The organism is Aliinostoc maniaoense (assembly GCF_058172895.1).
Genome location: NZ_CP187952.1, coordinates 4,938,956 through 4,958,365 on the forward strand (window position 1 = coordinate 4,938,956; position 19,410 = coordinate 4,958,365).

Genomic DNA, 19,410 nt, shown 5'->3' on the forward strand with positions numbered 1-19,410 from the left:
CCCAATAGGAATAGTGTTGTATGAGCTGTGGCGGTGAACGAATTTCCTAGTTTGAGTTTGACAGATGTGGGGCTGCGGTTGTTATCAGTACTACTGCTGATTTTAATCAATGCTTTTTTTGTAACAGCAGAATTTTCTATAGTGACAGTGCGACGATCGCGTATTCATCAGTTGGTGCAAGCAGGGGATGTGCCAGCGATCGCGGTCGAATCACTGCAACGTAGTATTGATAGAGTATTATCAACAACACAGTTAGGTATTACCCTTTCTAGTTTGGCTCTGGGGTGGATTGGTGAAAGTTCAATTGTGGTAGTGATTGGTTCATGGCTGAAATCTTTGCCTGTACCTGTCAATATAAATAATGCAATCGCTCATTCCCTCTCAATTCCTCTCACCTTTTTTTTAGTCGCCTATCTACAAATTGTTTTAGGGGAGTTATGTCCTAAATCAGTAGCTATGCTGTATTCTGAACAGTTAGCACGTTTTTTAGGGTCTTCCTTTAAAGCGATCGTGCGGTTTTTCAGCCCCTTTATCTGGATTCTCAACCAATCCACTAGTTACCTGTTGCGACTATTTGGAATAGAATACACAGGTCAAAGCTGGAGGCCACCCGTAACTCCTGAAGAATTACAGCTAATTATCTCTACAGAATATGAGTCTACCGGCTTAGAAACCACAGAAAGAGAACTGCTGAATAATGTTTTTGAATTTGGTGATGTCACAGCCCAAGATGTGATGATTCCCCGTACCGGTATTGTCTCTCTATCTAAAGATGCTACTTTTGAGACTTTACTACAGGAAATGCTCTCTACTGGTCATTCTCGTTATCCCGTTATTGGTGAATCTTTAGACGACATTCGGGGAATTGTTTACTTTCGAGATTTAGCCAAACCCTTAGCTACAGGGCAACTCCATTTACACAGCCAAATTCAAGCTTGGATGCGTCCCACTCGCTTCGTACCGGAAATTACCCCGCTAAGTGAACTTTTGCCCATGATGCAGCAGGAAAAACCAGCTATGGTCATAGTTGTGGATGAATTTGGCGGAACGGTAGGACTTTTGACAATTCAAGACGTAATTGCGGAAATTATTGGTCACGCTGGAGAATCCCAAACCAGTGACGATTTACTCATTGAGATGATAGACCCCCAAACATTTTTGGTACAAGCCCAAGTTAACTTAGAAGACCTCAATGAAGTTTTACATCTTAATCTACCTTTAACCAAGGAATATCAAACCTTAGCTGGTTTTTTACTCTACCAATTGCAGAAAATGCCCAACATTGGTGAAATCTGCCGTTATGAAAACTTGGAATTTACCGTTGTATCTGTTGATGGGCCGCGTCTGCATCAGATTCAATTGCGACGATTTGAGGAATAGAGGGGGCAGGGAGCAGGGGGCAGGGAGCAGGGAGCAGGGTGCAGGGTGCAGGGGGCAGGGGGCAGGGAGCAGGGGGCAGGGAGCAGGGGGCAGGGAGCAGGGTGCAGGGGGAGACAAGGTAGACAAGGTAGACAAGGTAGAAAGATTTACCCCAATTCCCAATTCCCAATGCCCAATTCCCAATTCCCAATGCGCAATTTAAGCATAGGGTAATGGATCTTGTAATCCTAATTCTCGGAAAGCGGCTAGTCGTAAACGGCAAGAATCACAGACACCGCAAGCTACATCACCACCGGCGTAGCAAGACCATGTTAGTTCCCAAGGAACTCCTAATTGGTTGCCAAGTTGAATAATTTCGGTCTTTTTCAGTTCCAGCAATGGGGCAACGATTTGGATTGGTTGTCCGATGCGTCCTTGTTTAGTTCCGAGTCGGAAAACTTCTTGCATGGCTTGGATATAATCAGGACGACAGTCAGGATATCCTGAATAATCTAAGGCGTTGACTCCAATGTAAACTCGTTCAGCTGCGATCGCTTCTGCATAGGCTAGAGCAAAACTTAAAAATATTGTATTCCGTGCAGGTACGTAGGTAACAGGAATATTTTGTGACATCTCATCTAGAGAACGGGCTTGAGGTAGAGCGATCGCATCGTCAGTCAATGCTGAACCACCCCATTGCCTTAAATCAAAGTTTACTAGCTGATGTTGTACAACCCCAGCTGTTTGTGCCACCAGTAAAGCTGAATGTAACTCTCGGCGATGTCGCTGTTGGTAATCAAAGGACATCGAGTAACACTCACAACCATCAGCCTTGGCTCGGTAAAGAATTGTGGAAGAATCTAATCCCCCAGACAACAAAATTACAGCTTTCATTTGCGTCGTTAATTTTGAATTTAAATCGCTCAATCAAAATTACCCCTAAGAACTTGGTTTTCCTGATTAGCATCCGTAAAAATCATTGGACAAATCTGTCAGGAATGCAAATAATTATCCAAAAATCATCAGGGTATAACTGTGGTAGACATCTTAGATAAATCTTTTTTTATGTCAGTATTCCAGTATGATATTGTTGTTAATTAATCTGTAGTTTTCCTCACAATGGAATTGCTAATCTTTCATCCAGATCAACTATTATCTAACTGTCTTTTAAAAATTCACACTTAGAACTACTGAAGTTTTAAAGGTAATAAAAAGGCATATTTCGGTTTGTGTAAACCAGGAAAACCGAACAATTCAGCAAAGTCGATACAAAAGACAGCGAATTACGGGAACTGATTACAAACTTTGAAATTCTTCATAAACAAGGCCTCTATGTTACCATCTGGATGGTTTTAGACGGAGCATAACTGGCTGTCAAGTATAAACGCCAACGGCCATAGCGTCTCTAAATTTGGTGGTTGAGGAGAGAACAATAGTGCAAAATAGCATGTCAGTGGCAGAACCAAATTCATACACACAGCGCAACCAGCCACGACCGATTCGTATAGGTGTAATCGGCGTAGGTAACATGGGACAACATCACACCCGCACACTGAGTTCAATGAAGGATGTTGAACTAGTCGGCGTATCAGATATTAATGTTGAACGAGGCTTAGAAACCGCTAGTAAATACAAGGTGCGTTTTTTTGAAGATTACTGTGACCTACTCCCCCATGTAGAAGCGGTGTGCATAGCTGTTCCCACTCGCTTGCATTATGCTGTGGGCATCAACTGTCTTTTGGCAGGCATTCATGTTTTAATTGAAAAGCCCATCGCTGCTAGTATTTCGGAAGCAGAATCCTTAGTGAATGCTGCGGCTGAATCTCAGTGTATCCTGCAAGTAGGTCATATTGAGCGATTTAATCCCGCCTTCCGCGAACTGCACAAGGTGCTACAAACAGAAGAAGTTCTAGCACTGGAAGCTCATCGCATGAGTCCTTACTCAGACAGAGCTAATGATGTTTCAGTCGTGCTAGATTTGATGATTCACGACATTGATTTGTTGTTGGAACTAGCAGGTTCACCAGTCACCAAATTGACCGCTAGCGGCACTCGCTCCTTAGACTCCGGTTATTTAGATTATGTGACTGCTACCTTGGGATTTGCTAATGGCATTGTTGCCACTCTGACAGCCAGCAAAGTCACACACCGCAAAATCCGCCGTATTGTCGCTCACTGTAAAAACTCATTTACTGAAGCAGATTTTCTCAAAAATGAAATTTTAATTCATCGTCAAACAGCCGCTAATTCTCTTAACGATCATAAGCAAGTGTTGTATCGGCAAGATGGTGTGATTGAAAAAGTTTATAGTACTAATATTCAACCCTTAAGTGCAGAATTAGAACATTTTGTCAACTGCGTACACGGTGGTAATCAGCCTTCTGTGGGTGGTGAACAAGCACTGAAAGCTTTGAGATTAGCTAGTTTAATTGAGCAGATGGCTTTGGAAGAACGGGTATGGAATCCGTTAGATTGGGAATCTGAATCGAGAGTGCAATCATTAACTCCCACAGTGTAGACAAGTCCCCAGGTAAAAGGCAAAAGGTAAAAGTCAAAAGTAAAAAATTTGACTTTTACCTTTTTAGTTTTTAGTTGTTCGTAGTGAGGACTTTAGTCCTCAAAAGCTTAAGGACTAAAGTCCTTACTACAAACCTAACTTACAAGTTTTTAAGTAAATATTCTATGTTATGTCATCAGATTGGATCAAAAATATTATTGAATCTTTGGGCTATGGAGGAATTGCCCTATTGATGTTTGTGGAGAATTTGTTTCCGCCAATTCCTTCAGAATTGATTATGCCACTAGCAGGGTATGCAGCCAATCTACCCAATTCCCATCTCAATATCTTGGGTGTGTTTTTGTCGGGATTATTTGGTTCTGTGACTGGCGCACTAATTTGGTATTATCCCGGTAAGTTTTTAGGTGAAAGGCGGTTGAAAATCTGGGCGAGAAAGTATGGCAAGTGGATTAGTGTATCTAACCGGGATATTACCAAAGCCAAGCGGTGGTTTGATTATCAAGGTAATAAAGCCGTGTTGATTGGTCGTCTAGTGCCAGGGGTGCGGACTTTGATTTCCGTACCAGCAGGGATGAGCAATATGCACTTGCTACCATTTTTATTTTATACAACATTAGGTAGCGCAGCTTGGGTTGGTTTGCTAACATACTCAGGATATATATTGGGTAGTCAGTATGAACTGGTGGATAAGTACCTAGCCCCTGTATCCAAAATTGTACTTGGGATTTTGGTTTTAGCATTTGTCGGCTGGATACTCAAACGTAAGGCCAGAAACAGGAGAATTTGAAAAACAGTTACTTTTAGTTGGCAACTGGGGGTTACATCTGGTAAAAATTCGCCTACACTATGCCCAATAATAGTGAAGAAAGCGATCGCCTAAATTTTATTAAAACTTTAAAATTTGGCGTATTTGTAGTTACACTTGACGAAGCTGAAAATTTCTGGTATCCCGCATATTTGTACGATAGGCATGGTAACTTTTTACAGTTAAGTAAGGACTAGGAGCTTGTATGACTGACCAACCTTCCGCCGCTACCCCAATGAATGCTGCTGCTATCCCTCTCAACAGGGTGACAGCATCTACCCCCATCAATACCACCACAGTACCTAAATCTAATAACGGTTTGGGCAAATCTATTCTCAGTGTCGATTTGGGCAGAACCTCCACAAAAACCTGTGTGAGCCGTGAACCCAACAATGTCATGTTCGTACCTGCCAACGTTAAGCAAATGTCCATCGAACAGGTACGCGGTGGCGTGTTTGAAGCTCGCGCTACCGACCCTCTGATGGATTTATGGCTAGAGTATCAAGGCAAAGGCTACGCCGTTGGTCAATTAGCAGCAGACTTTGGGGCTAACTTAGGAGTTGGCCAGTCCAAAGTAGAAGATGCTTTAGTAAAAGTTTTGTCCTGTGCTGGCTACTTTAAACTCAAAGATGAAATTTCTGTAGTTTTGGGTTTACCTTTCCTCTCCCTAGAACAATTTGAACGAGAAAAAGCTCAGTTAATCAGCCAAGTCACCGGGCCCCATGTGTTGAACTTCCGTGGTGAATCTTTATCTTTGAATATCACCAAAGTTTGGGTAATGCCAGAAGGCTATGGCAGTTTGTTATGGTCAGAAGCCCAACCCAAAAAAGGCGGAAGCAGCCCTGATTTTACAAAAATATCGGTGGCAATTGTAGATATCGGACACCAAACCATTGATTTACTCATGGTAGATAACTTCCGATTTGCTCGCGGTGCTTCCAAGAGCGAAGACTTTGGTATGAGCAAGTTCTATGAAATGGTAGCAGCCGAAATTGAGAGCGCAGATAGTCAATCTCTAGCTTTGATTTCTGCCGTCAACAAACCCAAAGGCGATCGCTTCTACCGTCCCAAAGGCGCAAGCAAGCCTACCAACCTAGATGACTTTCTCCCCAACTTAACCGAGCAGTTCTCACGAGAAATTTGCAGCCGTGTGTTAGCTTGGCTGCCAGAACGTGTCACCGATGTGATTATCACCGGTGGCGGTGGCGAATTTTTCTGGGAAGATGTACAACGTCTACTCAAAGAAGCCAAAATTAACGCCCACCTATCAGCTCCTTCTCGACAAGCTAACGCTTTAGGGCAGTATATTTATGGAGAGGCGCAATTATCCGCCAGTCGCTCTTCTAGGGCTTAAACAGAATGTTCCAATGGTCAAAAAAAGTAGTTAAATCGGTTACGTTCAACCCAGAGGTCGCTGACGAAAGCTTGTTAGCGGTTGTAGAAAACTATCTAGAAAAACAACCAGACAAAACTTTCAGTGACCTCTGTAAAGAAGCCTTGTGGCAAACTCTATGCGTACCGGAATCTGTAAAACCTGGTTTCAACACGGCAGCAACAGGCGCGGTTGAACAAAAAATCGATGACCTGCAACGTCAAGTAGCTGACCTTGAGGAACGTTTTTTTGCCAAAGAATCAAATCGTCTAGAAGCACTAGAACGCCAGGTATTGCAGTTAACGCAACAACTGGCGCATCTCGCTATCACGGTGACAGAGCGACCCGTGATTTATTCTTCCCCTCCACCTGCACCAGCAGTAGAAGCAGTTAATCCTAGCACTACTACAACTACCAATACGAATACCACTAGTTATCCTGTTAACCCTCCTGAAGAAGTTGACCCCTTAATTAGTCGTTTAAGTCAGTTTCTTGATGATTTTTAAGAAAACATCATAAAAAAACTTCAGGAACAGGGCATGGGGCATTGGGCATGGGACATTGGGCATGAGTCCCTTTTGTTACCTGCCCAACTGTACAAATGCTAAAATCCTCAAGTGTATGCTGAGGATACCGAAATGCCAGTTATAACTAGCCCAATTAAGTTTGGTACGGACGGCTGGAGGGGCGTGATTGGTGATGAGTTCACCTTTGAACGTCTGGCTTTAGTCGCACCAGTTGCAGCAAAAGTATTGTATGATACATACTTCTCGACGGTGGGTAGCCGCACAATTATTGTGGGTTACGATCGCCGATTTATGGCCGAAGAATTTGCCCGTGTTGTCGCCAATTCTGTCACCGCAGTCGGTTTTGATGTACTCCTAAGTGAAAGTTATGCCCCAACCCCGGCTTTTAGTTGGGCAGCTAAACAACTCAATGCTTTAGGGGCATTAGTGATTACAGCTAGTCATAACCCAGGGGCTTATCTAGGATTAAAAGTCAAAGGTTATTTTGGTGGTTCAGTTTCACCAGAAGTCACAAAAGATATAGAAGCACTGTTATCCACAGGTGTAACACCAATAGCTACCCCCGGTAAGTTAGATCAGTTTGACCCTTGGCCGAGTTACACCCAAGGCTTAGAAAAAAAAGTTAACATTACCAAACTCAGGGAAGCGATCGCCTCTGGTAAACTCACCGTATTTGCTGATGTGATGCACGGTGCAGCCGCCAGTGGTTTGGGTAGATTATTAGGTGAACGCGTCCAAGAAATTAATAGTAGCCGTGATCCTTTATTTGGTGGTGGTGCGCCTGAACCCTTACCGAAATATCTTTCCGAACTTTTTGATGTGATCAAAACTCATCGTGATAGCCATCCATCAGGTTTAACAGTCGGCTTAGTCTTTGATGGAGATTGCGATCGCATTGCTGCTGTTGATGGTAATGCCAATTTCTTGAGTTCCCAAGTACTCATCCCGATATTAATCGACCATTTAACCCAAAGACGCAACTTTACAGGGGAAATCGTCAAAACCGTCAGTGGTTCAGATTTAATTCCCAAGGTAGCAGAATTACATAACCTGTCTGTATTTGAGACACCAGTGGGTTACAAATATATTGCGGATCGGATGTTAGCTGCACCAGTCTTGTTAGGTGGGGAAGAATCGGGAGGTATTGGTTATGGTAGCCATATACCCGAACGAGATGCCCTATTATCAGCATTGTATGTTTTAGAGGCGATCGCTGAATCTGGGCAAGATTTAGGTGATTATTATCGTCACCTACAACAGCAAACAGGCTTTAGTTCTGCTTACGATCGCATTGACTTACCCTTAGCCAGCATGGAAGTTAGGGCGCGTCTTTTGCAACAACTAGAAACTCAACCCTTAACAGAAATTGCAGGCAAAGCCGTAATTGATTGTAAAGCCATTGACGGCTACAAATTCCGCCTTGCTGACAATAGCTGGTTAATGATCAGATTCAGTGGTACAGAACCAGTATTAAGACTCTACTGCGAAGCCTCTACCATCGAAGAAGTACATAAAACTTTGGCCTGGGCGAAACACTGGGCAGAGTGAAGAAGGTAGAGGGCAGGGGAGCAGGGGGCAGGGGGCAGGGGGAGACAAGGGAGACAAGGGAGACAAGAGAGAGAATAACTTATGCCCCATTCCCAATGCCCAATGCCCTATTCCCAATGCCCAATATCAACTTACGATTAATGACAAATGACAATATTAGTAGTAGCTACAAGTAATCCGGGTAAGTTGCGGGAAATGCAAGCTTATCTTCAAGATACTGGCTGGGAATTACAACTGAAGCCAGAAGAATTAGAAATTGAGGAGACGGGCGATACTTTTGCGGAGAATGCTTGTCTCAAAGCTTCACAAATTGCTCAAGCAACAGGACATTGGGCGATCGCGGATGATTCTGGTTTACAGGTAGATGCTCTCAACGGCGCACCAGGGGTATATTCTGCCCGTTATGGAAAATCTGACTCAGATCGGATTGAGCGATTACTGAGGGAATTAGGTAGTGAAGTTAACCGTAAAGCTCAGTTTGTCTGTGTAGTAGCGATCGCCTCTCCTGATGGTAATATTGCTATCCAAGTTGAAGGTATTTGTCCTGGGGAAATTCTTCATGCACCCCGTGGTGATGGTGGTTTTGGCTACGATCCAATTTTTTACGTTCCAGAGAAGCAATTGACTTTTGCTGAAATGACACCACAATTAAAGAAATCAGTTAGTCATCGGGGTCAGGCTTTCTCTACTTTACTTCCTCAATTGGCAAAATTACACAGATAATTCCGAAATTAAGTAAGAAATACTAAAAGCAAACATTGCCAAAATGACTGGAATTATCGTGGTTGGTTCTAGTTTCCGTGTCTGAAAAACTTCTATCAACGACACGGGAACAATCACAGGCCAAAAAATAGTTGTGATTAAGAACATCACAAAAGATAAAAATTTATCTTCAGGAGTTGAATGAGGGTGACGCAAAGTAAACTGTAACCAGTTAGCGAAAAAGTAACAACTCATCAACAGATAACTAATCACTAAGGTTAATTGTATTTGGTGCATTGGGATTACTCCTCAAGCTTTTTGATATTTAAACAATAATGGGCATCGAGTGATTAAACAATGTATTTAATAGAAAAGAATCTGATATTTAGAAGTAATCTTTATATGCCTTTGTAGACAAATATACTGATAGAAATATACTATTTTCAAGTCAGATAAATACTATGATAATTCCGAAAATATCTGAAACTGTAATTATACTTAAATTGTTCTCAGAGGATGTTTAACAAGACTTACGCAAGTGCCGTAATCAATGCTTGGTGCGTGACGGTATAACTATCATGACTACATTTAAATACTTTCACCGCTTCACACACACTACATACATAAAAAATATGCCAGTTGCGTCAATTAGTCTTGGGAATGATTCTGAGGAAATAAAACAGCGATCGCAGCGTAACCAGATACAGTAATTAAACTGACTAAGAATGTAGCTAAAATTAAGGTAGACATAGAAGTAAGATGACCATCTAGTCCTCAAGAAAGTATCTTGTTTTTAACCTAACAGTTCGGTATGACGTAGATACAACCAGGTTATGACAATTTCTTGTATGTGAAAGTGTAGGGGTGTGGGGTAGGCTGTTGACTCTGTACTTTTTTTAGGGGTAAAAGTTCATGCAGTTTCTGTGTCTTCGTAATCAGGAGAAAATAATATTTTTCGTTTCGAGAGCGAAGACTGACCAAAAACCTGAAGAAACCATGCTTCAACATCAGCAAAGCTAATATTTAAAAGTGCATTTTTAACAACAGTAGTTGTTAAATCCATAGTCGATAGACATATGGTTAGTAGCATTTGACTGATTTCTTTAAATGGACAGCGAGCAGAAAATTGCTTGTATTTTCCAAAGAGTGATTCAATGACATCAGAAGTAGCCAAAAAAGTACCTTCATGCTTGATTTTGTTACATTGAACAGCTAGATAACCCAAAATATCTTGCTGAAGCTTCTGGAGACAATTATCATCATAATTATCTTGATTATTTGCGAAATGCACAAGAGAATCATGATTGATTCCTGATTGTTTAAGCTCAGTTTCGATACGGCGTGTTAGCAATACCATTTGATTCCATTTAATTAAATCTGATTGATAATCATTTAACCACCCCAACTTATCTCTGACTTTTTGATAAATCACTGTGGGGGCAATATCTGGAATCAGGCTAATTAGAGTTTCCACTGATGAGTTTAATAACTTAATTCCCCAATTAGTTAGCCTTTCAATATTAAAATAACGACATTGAGAACGCTGTGATGGCGGAGCTAAAAAAGATAATTCTGTTTGCTGTAATTGCTGCCTACATATGCTACACTTTTGGATAAATGATTGATATCTCTTATCTGATTCTAATTGATATTTTAATAGTAATGCCATTGCGTGAGTCACATCATGCGTATAAATTACCTCTGGATTATTTTCTTGATATAGCTTGATTCCACGCGCTAGGTCACTACTATTATCTGCAACGATTTGTCTTGGTACTCCCACCCTTTGGCTAATTTTATCTAATTGCTTTTCTATGATTTCTCCTTTGGTAGACTCCATTATTTCTATTGCTAGTATTTCTACGTCTTTATGTGATAATCCCCTCTTTTCCTCAATTACATTTGATAATAAGTATTCCTGTGACACCCCTAGCACAACTAAAGCTTTATGTTTTCCCAATGCTAAAGTAAAATCCACAATGTAAATCCAATCCCTGCGATACTCTTTTTCTCTTTTTAACTCATATATTGCTATTCTTCCTAACCATTTTCTAATACAGCTAAAGCTAGGAGTTGCCTGTGATTCACAATCATTAAATAATTCAAAAACTTTCTCTACACCTCTAAAACTAATCCCACTGTTGATTAACAAATGTATCGCTTGCTGAATTGTTTTTACATCATAATAGTGACCCTTAATCTTTAAGTCTGTTTCACCCATCTCCGATTCTATGTCGGCTGATTGGTTTTCGATTTCTGCTTTTTTTCGCTCTCCTCCTCCAACTTCAGTTTTTTTAACCTTGCTTCTGCCGCCATCGCACGCTTTTTCCACTTCTCTCTCGAATCCGTTAAGTCTCTCACTTTTATTTCTAAAGCTCTGATTTGCTTCTGTTTTACGACCGCCTTCTCTTTCCAGTTTTCTCTACCTTTCTTGAACAATCTCGCTAATCTACTCACTGGGCTTTTAAACTCTTGCATAGACTTTGACTTTGCTGGATTTTTCCGACACAATTATTGTATGAACTAATTCTGCCTTAAAACCGACAAAGTCAACAGCCTAGGTGTGGGGGTGTAGGGGTATAAGGGTGTAGGGGTGTAGAGTAAAGAACAAATATAAATTAATGAAACAGATCCAAACCCTAAAAGCCTGACTAGGCCAGACTTTCTCAATTACGAATTACGTAGCTTGCTTCCGCGTAGCGGTATTACGAATTACGAATTACGAATTACGAATTATGCTAAAGGTAAACAAAAGCGAAAGGTAGTACCTGTTCCTAGTTGACTTTCTACGTAGATTTGACCGCCTTGTAATTCAACCAAACGTTTGGTAATAGTTAAACCAATACCTGTACCTCCAGAATGGCGATCGCGTGATTGATCAGCTCGCCAAAACCGTTCAAATACATGAGGTAAATCCTCTGGAGCAATACCAATACCTGTATCAATTACAGCAATCCAAAGTTGACCCAATTCAGTCCAAGCACGGATGGTAATTGAGCCTGAGACAGTATAACGGATGGCATTACCTAATAGGTTAACTAAAATTTGTTCAGTGCGATCGATATCTGCTAAGACCATTGGTAATTGTGGAGGTAATTCCGAACACAGCACGGGGCCATCTTCCATTAACTGATCAGAAAATTTCTCTACCAATGACTCCAGCAAAGCATATAAATCCACAGGTTGAATATTAATTGGTAAATAACCAGCCTCCGCCTTAGAAAGTTCTTGTAAATCGTTGACTAAACGCTCTAAACGCCTAGTTTCTTTCACCAACCGCCGATAAACTTCAGGGGATGCTTCCATTGCGCCATCGGCCAGTTCTTCCAAGTAACCACGCACCACAGTTAATGGTGTGCGTAGTTCATGAGTCATATCACCAATTAATTCTCGTCGTCGTATTTCCACACCCTCCAAACTATCCGCCATCCGATTAAAACTAGTCCCCAGTCGATTTAGTTCAGGAATGTCAGATAAAGGTAATCGTGCTTCTAAATGTCCAGAGGCAAATTGTTGGGTAATTTGCTCCATTTGCGTTAATCGCTGCATAATGCGTTGAGAAACCCAATAACTCAATCCTCCCGCCGCACTACCACCTACCAACACCGACCAAAGTGTGCTACGTTGCCAAGCAATTTCAAACCCCTGCACTAATTCTGTGCGACTATGAAAGATATTAAATCCCCTACTTTCTAATCTTTCTAAATGTAAGATGAAAAAACGGGGGGAAGAAACCTTACTAATAATTACCAGACTAATTAACCCCACTATCATCACTACCAAGTGGGAAATAAACAAACGCGATGCTAAAGGTAAAGATTTCATCTACTGGCTAATTACTGTATCTTCAAACTTATAACCAACTCCAACTACAGTTTTAATAAAAGTGGGATTAGCAGGATCAGGTTCAATTTTTTTGCGTAATCTTGCCACATGAGTATCTACTACCCGCTCATCACCAAAGAAATTATCTCCCCACAGTTTGTCAATTAGCTGGGTACGATTCCAAACTCGACCGGGATTACTGACAAACGTACTTAATAAATTAAATTCTAGAGTGGTTAAGTCTAGGCTTTCTGGTGGTTGGGAATTAATCTGGCGGCTGGCGGTGCGTTGGTCTACATCTACTATAAAGTGTTGGGTACGATTTACCTGAGTTTGTCCCCCCTGTCGTAAACTACGCCGCAACAAAGCTCTCACCCTAGCTACTAACTCTCTGGGGCTAAAGGGTTTTACCATATAATCATCCGCACCCGTAGACAAACCAATTACCCGGTCTATTTCTTCACCCTTAGCTGTCAACATGAGAATATAAGGGTCTTTTGTACCAGGTTTTTGGCGAATCCTCGCGCACACCTCCAAACCATCCAACCCAGGAATCATTAAGTCTAAGATAATTAAATCTGGTGGTTGCTCTTGAAATAGCCGCAAAGCATTGATACCATCACGGCTAATACGACAGCTAAATCCTTCTTTTTCTAGAGAATGTTGAATTAACTGAGCAATTTCTGATTCATCTTCAACAATTAAAATATCCATTTTGATTAGGATTGAAATACGCAGAGCTTCTGGATTTTTATTTTACTTGAGTTCTAGGGGTGTAGGGGTTTAGGGGTGTAGGGGTGTAGGGGTTTAGGGGTGTAGGGGTGTAGGGGTTTAGGGGTTTAGGGGTTTAGGGGTGTAGGATATGCCCTATTTCCCAGTACCCAATCCCCAATCCCCAGTCCCCAATCTACAGATTAGAATGAGACATAGTCCGATAGCTATACCCCATGTGGGAATCTTTCTGAATATATTGCTTAATGCTATCGAGGTCTACAAAATAGTCAGCAACATCAATTAAACAGTCGTTAGTCATGGTTCGCAAACTCACCACTTCTACCCGCACCCCTGTACTCGTGACAGCGTTGACGGCATAGGCTAAATCTCCATCTCCACTTACTAAAACCGCAGTATCGTAGTAGGGAGCTAAGGTAATCATATCTACAGCAATTTCTACGTTTAAATTGGGTTTTTTGGAGTTATCTGTAACTTGTACGTCTTTTGTGACTACACGATAACCATTACGACGCATCCAAAACAGAAAACCCTGTTGCTTGTCGTTGTTCCGAGGACGGTTATTATTGGGGCGAGAAATATCAATTCCGGTGTAGAAAAATGCCCTTAATAACCGTGAACCGGCGGTTAAACGACAAAGTAATTTCAGATAATCGATTTCGATACCAAGTTGCAAAGCTGCATTAAATAGATTGATACCATCAATAAAAATTGCTACTCGACCACGATTTGAATCATTGGTGACAGCGATATCATTTCTAGTGTCTCGCTGTCTGGTCGATTCGTTTTTATGACCATTTTTTATCTGCACTTTCCCTGATAAATTTGGTTCTTCGGACAGGGGTTGATATGTATTTATTGCTTTGGTAAAACTAGGGTTAGTCATTGATTCCTCTGGATGTTAAATCTCGCAAGGCTTTGGGATAATTGACAATAGGTTGTCTGTGGTAAGGCAAAAAATATATGCAGTTGCTTGATACAAATGCACGGAAATTTTGTTCAATGTTGAGATTCCAAAGTTAAATGACCAAGAGGTTTAACAGTTATCAGTTATCAGTTACATACAAAGGTGAAACACCATACCAATTGCTGGTAAGCGCGTTGTGGTGGGTTTAAATCCCCCACTATCAGCTTGATAACTGTTTACTGTTCACTGATTTAAACTCTTGTCTAGGCAATGTTTACCAGATATCCCCTCTGTCGATATGCTGCTTTCTCTTACCACTACAGCACATCAACTTGCTCTTATGGTCTGACAACAAACCATTGGCATCTTAATTCTTATTGTAACCCCGTCTTTAAAATTTCTTACATTAAGGCAATATTTATATATTCATATTCTGATTTGAGGCAGAAGTTATTATTAGTTAACATTTACATATAAATCCATTGATTTCATATAATTTTAATGTCCTCAAGTAATTTCAGGTTGACTCTGGTGAGCCTCCAACGAGCAGGGTTACGCACTACCAAAATATAGAAAAAACAGATTTTTCTTCCCTGACACCCCTAAACCTCTTTGTTTCTTGACAGAGCGATCGCACTCATGCAATTATCTATTCACTTATTTACACAAAACTTAACCCTGAGTATTCCTGGAGATAGAGGGAAGGTATTTTAAGGAACAGATAAATTAGTCAATAGACTAGTCCACAATTAAATGTCTTTGATCATTGCCTCCTCAAGCGTCTAAGTTGGAGGTAATTTTTTTGCCAAGAGAGAATTTGAATTTTTGTTAAAAAAAGACCCCCGGTAGTTAGCCGAGGGATTCTGCAAGTCGGTATTGTCGCACAAAGACATTCGCAAATATCACAATACCAACCGCAAAAGTATGATATGTGCCAAAATGCCAAAAGAGTGATCAGTTACAGCTAGATAAGTAGATTGGCGTTAAAAATTATCGTTGGGATAAGGCAGGGAGCAGGGGGCAGGGAGCAGGGAGCAGGGGGCAGGGAGCAGGGAGCAGGGAGCAGGGGGCAGGGGGAAAAAGGGTTTTAGGCTTGTTTACTTTCCTTTACACAGTTTGGTTTTATTCTGCCTACCTATTTATCATTTGCTCACACAACTAAATCGTTGCACAGCCGGAACAAAGCCTACTGGCGTGCCAAGGCTTAAATGTTGCATTAAAGGCTGGCTACACCACTACACTTTAACTTGCAATAAATCTAAATCCTGTGCAAATATTTGATCAATGGGTAACATTTGACCGTCTGTAGTCATAAATTTATGGTCTTTTGTTGCCCTAATAATTGAACCATCTTCTAAGCAATATTCAAATACTTCTTGTTGACCGCGATCATGCCATTGGGCAATGGGTTGAGTGTAGATAGTGCCATTACTGTTAACAGTATATACTGTACATTCAATCTGTTGTTCGACAATTTTACCAATGGGTAAAAAGCCATATTCAACTGTTAAGATTTCTGTATCAGAACTTAAACAATATTCCGCGAATTTTAACATATCATCAAATAGCTGCTCGGCTACTTGTTTTTTCACACCGTTTTTAGTCGCACCATCAATAAATTTTTCTTGCTGCTTTTGCATTTCTGCAACTTTCTTTTTACCCATAGCACGGCGCAGCAAGTCAGCTTGTCCTAATGAATAGCCAGCCATATCTTGAGCAATTTTCATGATTTGCTCTTGATAAACCATAATCCCATAGGTTTCATTTAAAATTGGCTCTAAAATTTGGCTGTCGTAATCAATATTTTCTCGGCCATGTTTACGGTTAATAAATTTAGGGATCAACCCCGCATCTAAAGGGCCTGGTCGATATAATGCCAAGATAGATGAAATATCTTCAATGTTAGAAGGTTTCAAATCTCGGACTATCTGTTTCATTCCTGAAGATTCTAATTGAAATACACCTTCTAATTCACCAGATTCTAATAATTCATAGGTTTTTTGAACATCTTTAGGTAGGGTTGTATGCTCCCCTTTAGCTAATATCTTTTGGGCTTTTCGTTCTTGATTAGTAATTTCATAGGGGTCAATTTTAAAGCCATGATTTTCTGAGATTAAATCAATGGTTTTTTGAATCATGGTTAAGTTTTTTAAACCTAAAAAGTCCATTTTCAACAAACCCATTGATTCTAGGTCTTCCATGAAATATTGAGTAATTACAGAACCGTCATTATTGCGTTGTAGAGGAACAATTTCATCTAATGGTTCGGCGGAAATGACAACACCGGCGGCGTGAACACCAAAGGTTTTGTTAGTTCCTTCAATTCGCATGGCCATATCCAGCCAACGGCGCACATTGGGATCATTATCATATTTGGCTTTAAATTCTGGTTCTGGGGTAGCATCAGAAACCATTACCTTGAGTTTAGTGGGTTTCCCCCGTACTACAGGAATTAATTTCGCCATTTTGTCAGCATCCCCATAGGGAATGTTTAATACTCTGGCGACATCTTTTAATACTGCTTTGGAAGTGAGACGGTTAAAGGTGATAATTTGGGCAACTTTATCTTTACCGTATTTTTCTGTTACGTAATCAATGACTTTATCCCGTTGTTCAATACAAAAATCTGTATCAATATCAGGCATTGATTTACGTTCTGGGTTCAAAAATCGCTCAAATAGTAAGCCATGATGTACTGGGTCAATATTAGTAATTCCCATTGTATAAGCTACTAAAGACCCTGCGGCTGAATTATGAATTGCGATTGAGTTTCCGATATAGGAAGTATCACCAGGAACGCTAATATCATAGACATAACCGTTATAGTTTAATGTCTTGGTTTCTTTGATTTTGAGGTAGATATAGTTATCATCTACATAAAAACCATCATTGCGATAAAACTTTTGCGGTTTGATACCTACAGGAAAATCAATAAAGTCAGCATTCCAGTCTAAAAGCTGTTTACCTGATAGCTTTACTGAATATTCTACAGACCAATTGGCTTTTGGTTTTTGTGTTTTAATGATAGATGCCCAATATCCAAAACGTGCCAATAGTAATCTTAATTGTGCAGCAAGATTACTAGATGTGGTTGTATATTTGATATTGATAGTTTTATCTTTTGTGCCAGAATGACCATCACCGCGAAAAAGATAAGCAATTAAAATTCTGATGTATTCTGACTTACCTTTGGTGACAATTTCATCGGGTATATGCTTATGGTTAGCTCCTTTACCACACAAGCTGGATAAAAATTCTCCCACAATTCTGGAGTAACAGAGAATTTGTAAAGAGTTCTTTTCTTGATGCGGAAATATTTTACTTTCTAAACCAAAAACTTGATTAATGAGACGACAAATTTCCTCAGCATAATTCATTTCATCTTTGGCAAGCCCAAAGCCAACCGCGCATTCTCTTTCTCCTAGTCTTGACCATCCCTCGGCAATATAATAGCCAATAATTCTGGCCAGGTCTTCGTTAAAAGTGATGTATCTGGGTATTTTCCGGGTACTTAAATGATTTGTGCCGATTTCATACCAGATAAATCCCTGATCAAATCTTAAATGCGATTTACTTTCTACAAAATTTACTAAATCAAAAACAACTTCTTGTTCAGCAGATTTAACTCTTGGAAAGACAACAAAATCATTTTTGCGGAGATTTCCGGCTGCTGTCCACTTTAATTGATAATTTTGATAGGGTTTAACAGAACAGTAGCGAGTACAGCTAGGTTTACAAACATTGGCTTTTTTGGTACTCATGACCACACATTGATCAGTTTTAACTGCCAAAATTTTATGGTCTTTAGTTAAAAATATTTCTTCATTAGCAGCTTGAATTTTGACAATTTCTTCATTACAGGGATATTCATGTTTATGAGTAACAGGTAAGATATTTCCTTGATGAGTAATTACCTGTTGTCCAACTTGAATATCTTTGATAAAAATTTGTTCGCCACTGGCCAGCATCACCTTAGTATCGCCTAGAACACATCCCCGTCCTGGCCCTACAGGAATATTATTATCTCTAGCAAATTTGATGTAGTCCCACACTACTAAAAAGTAAGTGGAAAAACCCATTTGTTGCAGCATTTTTAGTTCATATTCCAATCTTTCGCGGTAGACTAGATCAACTTCGCTGCGAGATTTGCGATTTAATCTTTCTAATAATCCTTGCCAAGCAACTTCTTCGACGTAAGTATCAGGAGTATGTCCGGCAGGAATGGGATAATTAGGAATGCGAGGTTCACCCATGATTTGGTAAGGCTCGACTTTATCGGCTACTTCTTGAGTGGTGGCGATCGCTTGTGCAATAATCTCCTCTGGTAAATGGTCACGAAATAGCAAGTGCATCTCCTCAGCCGATTTGAGGTATTCTGTACCGCTATAACGCATCCGGTTATCTTCAATAATCAGCTTACCTGTTTGAATACACAGCAAAGCGTCGTGTGCTTCTACGTCAAAACAAGAAATAAAATGTGAGTCGTTAGTAGCAACAAATTTAATGTTTAATTCTTTGGCAATTTTAATAATTTCAACATTGACAATTCGGTCTTCTTGTGAACCGTGGTCTTGAATTTCTAAATAAAAATCATCCCCAAATACATCTTTATACCACTGCGCTACTTTCCGCGCTGCGTCTGGCCTCCCACTCAAAATAGCTTGGGGTATTTCTCCACCTAAACACGCACTAGTAACTATTAAGCCTTCACGATATTTTTGTAATAATTCTTTGTTAATACAAGGACGAGAAAAAATCCCCTTACCTTGGACACCTTGCAGGTGAGAAATGGTAGTTAATTTAACTAAATTTTTGTAACCTTTAGTATTTTTGGCTAAAACAACTTGATGATATTTAGGACGACGTTCTTGTTTTTCGATATCGCCGTTAATGATGTACATCTCGTTGCCAATGATAGGCTTAATATTCTTACTGCGGCAAATTTTCAGCAATTCTACAGCACCATACATTACACCATGATCTGTGACAGCGATCGCACTCATTCCCAACGCGATCGCTCTGTCAATCAAATCTGGTAGCTGACTTGCACCATCGAGCAAGCTGTAATCACTGTGTATATGTAAAGGTACGAAGGACATAGTATTTGCTGTATTA

General features: G+C 40.4%; 17 protein-coding genes. 10 read left to right on the forward strand and 7 right to left on the reverse strand.

Going from position 1 to position 19,410, the window contains the following annotated elements; translation table 11 throughout:
• The first annotated feature begins 33 nt into the window (after positions 1–33).
• The gene (locus ACPZ3T_RS21435; protein WP_490271473.1) at positions 34–1,380 is read left to right on the forward strand and encodes a hemolysin family protein; all 1,347 of its coding nucleotides are present in this window, start codon (positions 34–36) and stop codon (positions 1,378–1,380) included.
• Entirely contained in the window at positions 1,370–1,582 is a 213-nt protein-coding gene (locus tag ACPZ3T_RS21440; RefSeq protein ID WP_490271474.1) for a hypothetical protein, read from the forward strand. Before ACPZ3T_RS21435 ends, ACPZ3T_RS21440 begins: the two co-directional genes overlap by 11 nt.
• On the opposite strand, the gene queC is transcribed toward ACPZ3T_RS21440, so the two are convergent.
• Complete coding sequence (gene queC / locus ACPZ3T_RS21445) at positions 1,579–2,253, reverse strand: 7-cyano-7-deazaguanine synthase QueC (protein WP_490277313.1); 675 nt, start codon at positions 2,251–2,253, stop codon at positions 1,579–1,581. The genes ACPZ3T_RS21440 and queC overlap by 4 nt on opposite strands.
• Before the next feature lie 541 nt (positions 2,254–2,794).
• Between queC and ACPZ3T_RS21450 the strand changes: the two genes are divergently transcribed.
• The 8 genes from ACPZ3T_RS21450 to rdgB all read left to right on the forward strand — a co-directional run bounded on the left by ACPZ3T_RS21450 (position 2,795) and on the right by rdgB (position 8,852).
• Positions 2,795–3,877: a Gfo/Idh/MocA family oxidoreductase gene (locus ACPZ3T_RS21450; protein WP_490271475.1), complete on the forward strand. Its 1,083-nt coding sequence runs from the start codon at positions 2,795–2,797 to the stop codon at positions 3,875–3,877.
• 169 nt (positions 3,878–4,046) lie between these two features.
• Positions 4,047–4,664, forward strand: coding sequence for a DedA family protein (locus ACPZ3T_RS21455; RefSeq protein WP_490271476.1), 618 nt, complete (start codon positions 4,047–4,049; stop codon positions 4,662–4,664).
• A gap of 59 nt (positions 4,665–4,723) precedes the next feature.
• The gene (locus tag ACPZ3T_RS21460) at positions 4,724–4,879 is read left to right on the forward strand and encodes a hypothetical protein (protein ID WP_490271477.1); all 156 of its coding nucleotides are present in this window, start codon (positions 4,724–4,726) and stop codon (positions 4,877–4,879) included.
• 8 nt (positions 4,880–4,887) lie between these two features.
• Positions 4,888–6,036 carry a filament morphology actin-like protein FcmB gene (fcmB, locus tag ACPZ3T_RS21465; RefSeq protein ID WP_490271478.1) on the forward strand — a complete coding sequence of 383 codons (1,149 nt, stop codon included), beginning with the start codon at positions 4,888–4,890 and terminating at the stop codon, positions 6,034–6,036.
• A 5-nt stretch (positions 6,037–6,041) separates the two neighbouring features.
• The gene (gene fcmC / locus ACPZ3T_RS21470) at positions 6,042–6,560 is read left to right on the forward strand and encodes a filament morphology membrane protein FcmC (protein ID WP_490271479.1); all 519 of its coding nucleotides are present in this window, start codon (positions 6,042–6,044) and stop codon (positions 6,558–6,560) included.
• A 132-nt stretch (positions 6,561–6,692) separates the two neighbouring features.
• Positions 6,693–8,129 carry a phosphoglucomutase/phosphomannomutase family protein gene (locus ACPZ3T_RS21475; RefSeq protein ID WP_490271480.1) on the forward strand — a complete coding sequence of 479 codons (1,437 nt, stop codon included), beginning with the start codon at positions 6,693–6,695 and terminating at the stop codon, positions 8,127–8,129.
• Positions 8,126–8,305, forward strand: a complete 180-nt coding sequence (locus ACPZ3T_RS21480) for a hypothetical protein (RefSeq protein ID WP_490271481.1) — start codon at positions 8,126–8,128, stop codon at positions 8,303–8,305. Before ACPZ3T_RS21475 ends, ACPZ3T_RS21480 begins: the two co-directional genes overlap by 4 nt.
• Complete coding sequence (gene rdgB, locus ACPZ3T_RS21485; RefSeq protein ID WP_490271482.1) at positions 8,277–8,852, forward strand: RdgB/HAM1 family non-canonical purine NTP pyrophosphatase; 576 nt, start codon at positions 8,277–8,279, stop codon at positions 8,850–8,852. Before ACPZ3T_RS21480 ends, rdgB begins: the two co-directional genes overlap by 29 nt.
• On the opposite strand, the gene ACPZ3T_RS21490 is transcribed toward rdgB, so the two are convergent.
• From ACPZ3T_RS21490 to dnaE, 6 genes are all read right to left on the reverse strand, one after another.
• Positions 8,841–9,128, reverse strand: a complete 288-nt coding sequence (locus ACPZ3T_RS21490; protein WP_490271483.1) for a hypothetical protein — start codon at positions 9,126–9,128, stop codon at positions 8,841–8,843. The genes rdgB and ACPZ3T_RS21490 overlap by 12 nt on opposite strands.
• A 613-nt stretch (positions 9,129–9,741) precedes the next feature.
• Positions 9,742–11,163: a hypothetical protein gene (locus ACPZ3T_RS21495; RefSeq protein ID WP_490270384.1), complete on the reverse strand. Its 1,422-nt coding sequence runs from the start codon at positions 11,161–11,163 to the stop codon at positions 9,742–9,744.
• 401 nt (positions 11,164–11,564) lie between these two features.
• Positions 11,565–12,656 (reverse strand): sensor histidine kinase, encoded by a 1,092-nt coding sequence (locus ACPZ3T_RS21500; RefSeq protein ID WP_490271484.1) that lies wholly within the window; start codon positions 12,654–12,656, stop codon positions 11,565–11,567.
• Positions 12,657–13,370, reverse strand: coding sequence for a response regulator transcription factor (locus tag ACPZ3T_RS21505; RefSeq protein WP_490271485.1), 714 nt, complete (start codon positions 13,368–13,370; stop codon positions 12,657–12,659).
• Between the two features lie 193 nt (positions 13,371–13,563).
• A complete protein-coding gene (locus ACPZ3T_RS21510) occupies positions 13,564–14,274 on the reverse strand; it encodes a LabA-like NYN domain-containing protein (protein WP_490271486.1) in 711 nt (236 codons plus the stop codon).
• A 1,256-nt stretch (positions 14,275–15,530) separates the two neighbouring features.
• Positions 15,531–19,394 carry a DNA polymerase III subunit alpha gene (dnaE, locus tag ACPZ3T_RS21515; RefSeq protein ID WP_490277314.1) on the reverse strand — a complete coding sequence of 1,288 codons (3,864 nt, stop codon included), beginning with the start codon at positions 19,392–19,394 and terminating at the stop codon, positions 15,531–15,533.
• Positions 19,395–19,410: the final 16 nt, after the last annotated feature.

Excerpts from the sequence above, each read along its gene's own strand:
- fcmB (WP_490271478.1), top strand. The coding sequence starts at position 4,888 with ATGACTGACCAACCTTCCGCCGCTACCCCAATGAATGCTGCTGCTATC.
- ACPZ3T_RS21455 (WP_490271476.1), top strand. The coding sequence starts at position 4,047 with ATGTCATCAGATTGGATCAAAAATATTATTGAATCTTTGGGCTATGGA.
- ACPZ3T_RS21460 (WP_490271477.1), top strand. The coding sequence starts at position 4,724 with ATGCCCAATAATAGTGAAGAAAGCGATCGCCTAAATTTTATTAAAACT.
- ACPZ3T_RS21500 (WP_490271484.1), bottom strand. The coding sequence starts at position 12,656 with ATGAAATCTTTACCTTTAGCATCGCGTTTGTTTATTTCCCACTTGGTA.
- rdgB (WP_490271482.1), top strand. The coding sequence starts at position 8,277 with ATGACAATATTAGTAGTAGCTACAAGTAATCCGGGTAAGTTGCGGGAA.
- ACPZ3T_RS21510 (WP_490271486.1), bottom strand. The coding sequence starts at position 14,274 with ATGACTAACCCTAGTTTTACCAAAGCAATAAATACATATCAACCCCTG.
- fcmC (WP_490271479.1), top strand. The coding sequence starts at position 6,042 with ATGTTCCAATGGTCAAAAAAAGTAGTTAAATCGGTTACGTTCAACCCA.
- queC (WP_490277313.1), bottom strand. The coding sequence starts at position 2,253 with ATGAAAGCTGTAATTTTGTTGTCTGGGGGATTAGATTCTTCCACAATT.
- ACPZ3T_RS21490 (WP_490271483.1), bottom strand. The coding sequence starts at position 9,128 with ATGCACCAAATACAATTAACCTTAGTGATTAGTTATCTGTTGATGAGT.
- dnaE (WP_490277314.1), bottom strand. The coding sequence starts at position 19,394 with ATGTCCTTCGTACCTTTACATATACACAGTGATTACAGCTTGCTCGAT.
- ACPZ3T_RS21505 (WP_490271485.1), bottom strand. The coding sequence starts at position 13,370 with ATGGATATTTTAATTGTTGAAGATGAATCAGAAATTGCTCAGTTAATT.
- ACPZ3T_RS21475 (WP_490271480.1), top strand. The coding sequence starts at position 6,693 with ATGCCAGTTATAACTAGCCCAATTAAGTTTGGTACGGACGGCTGGAGG.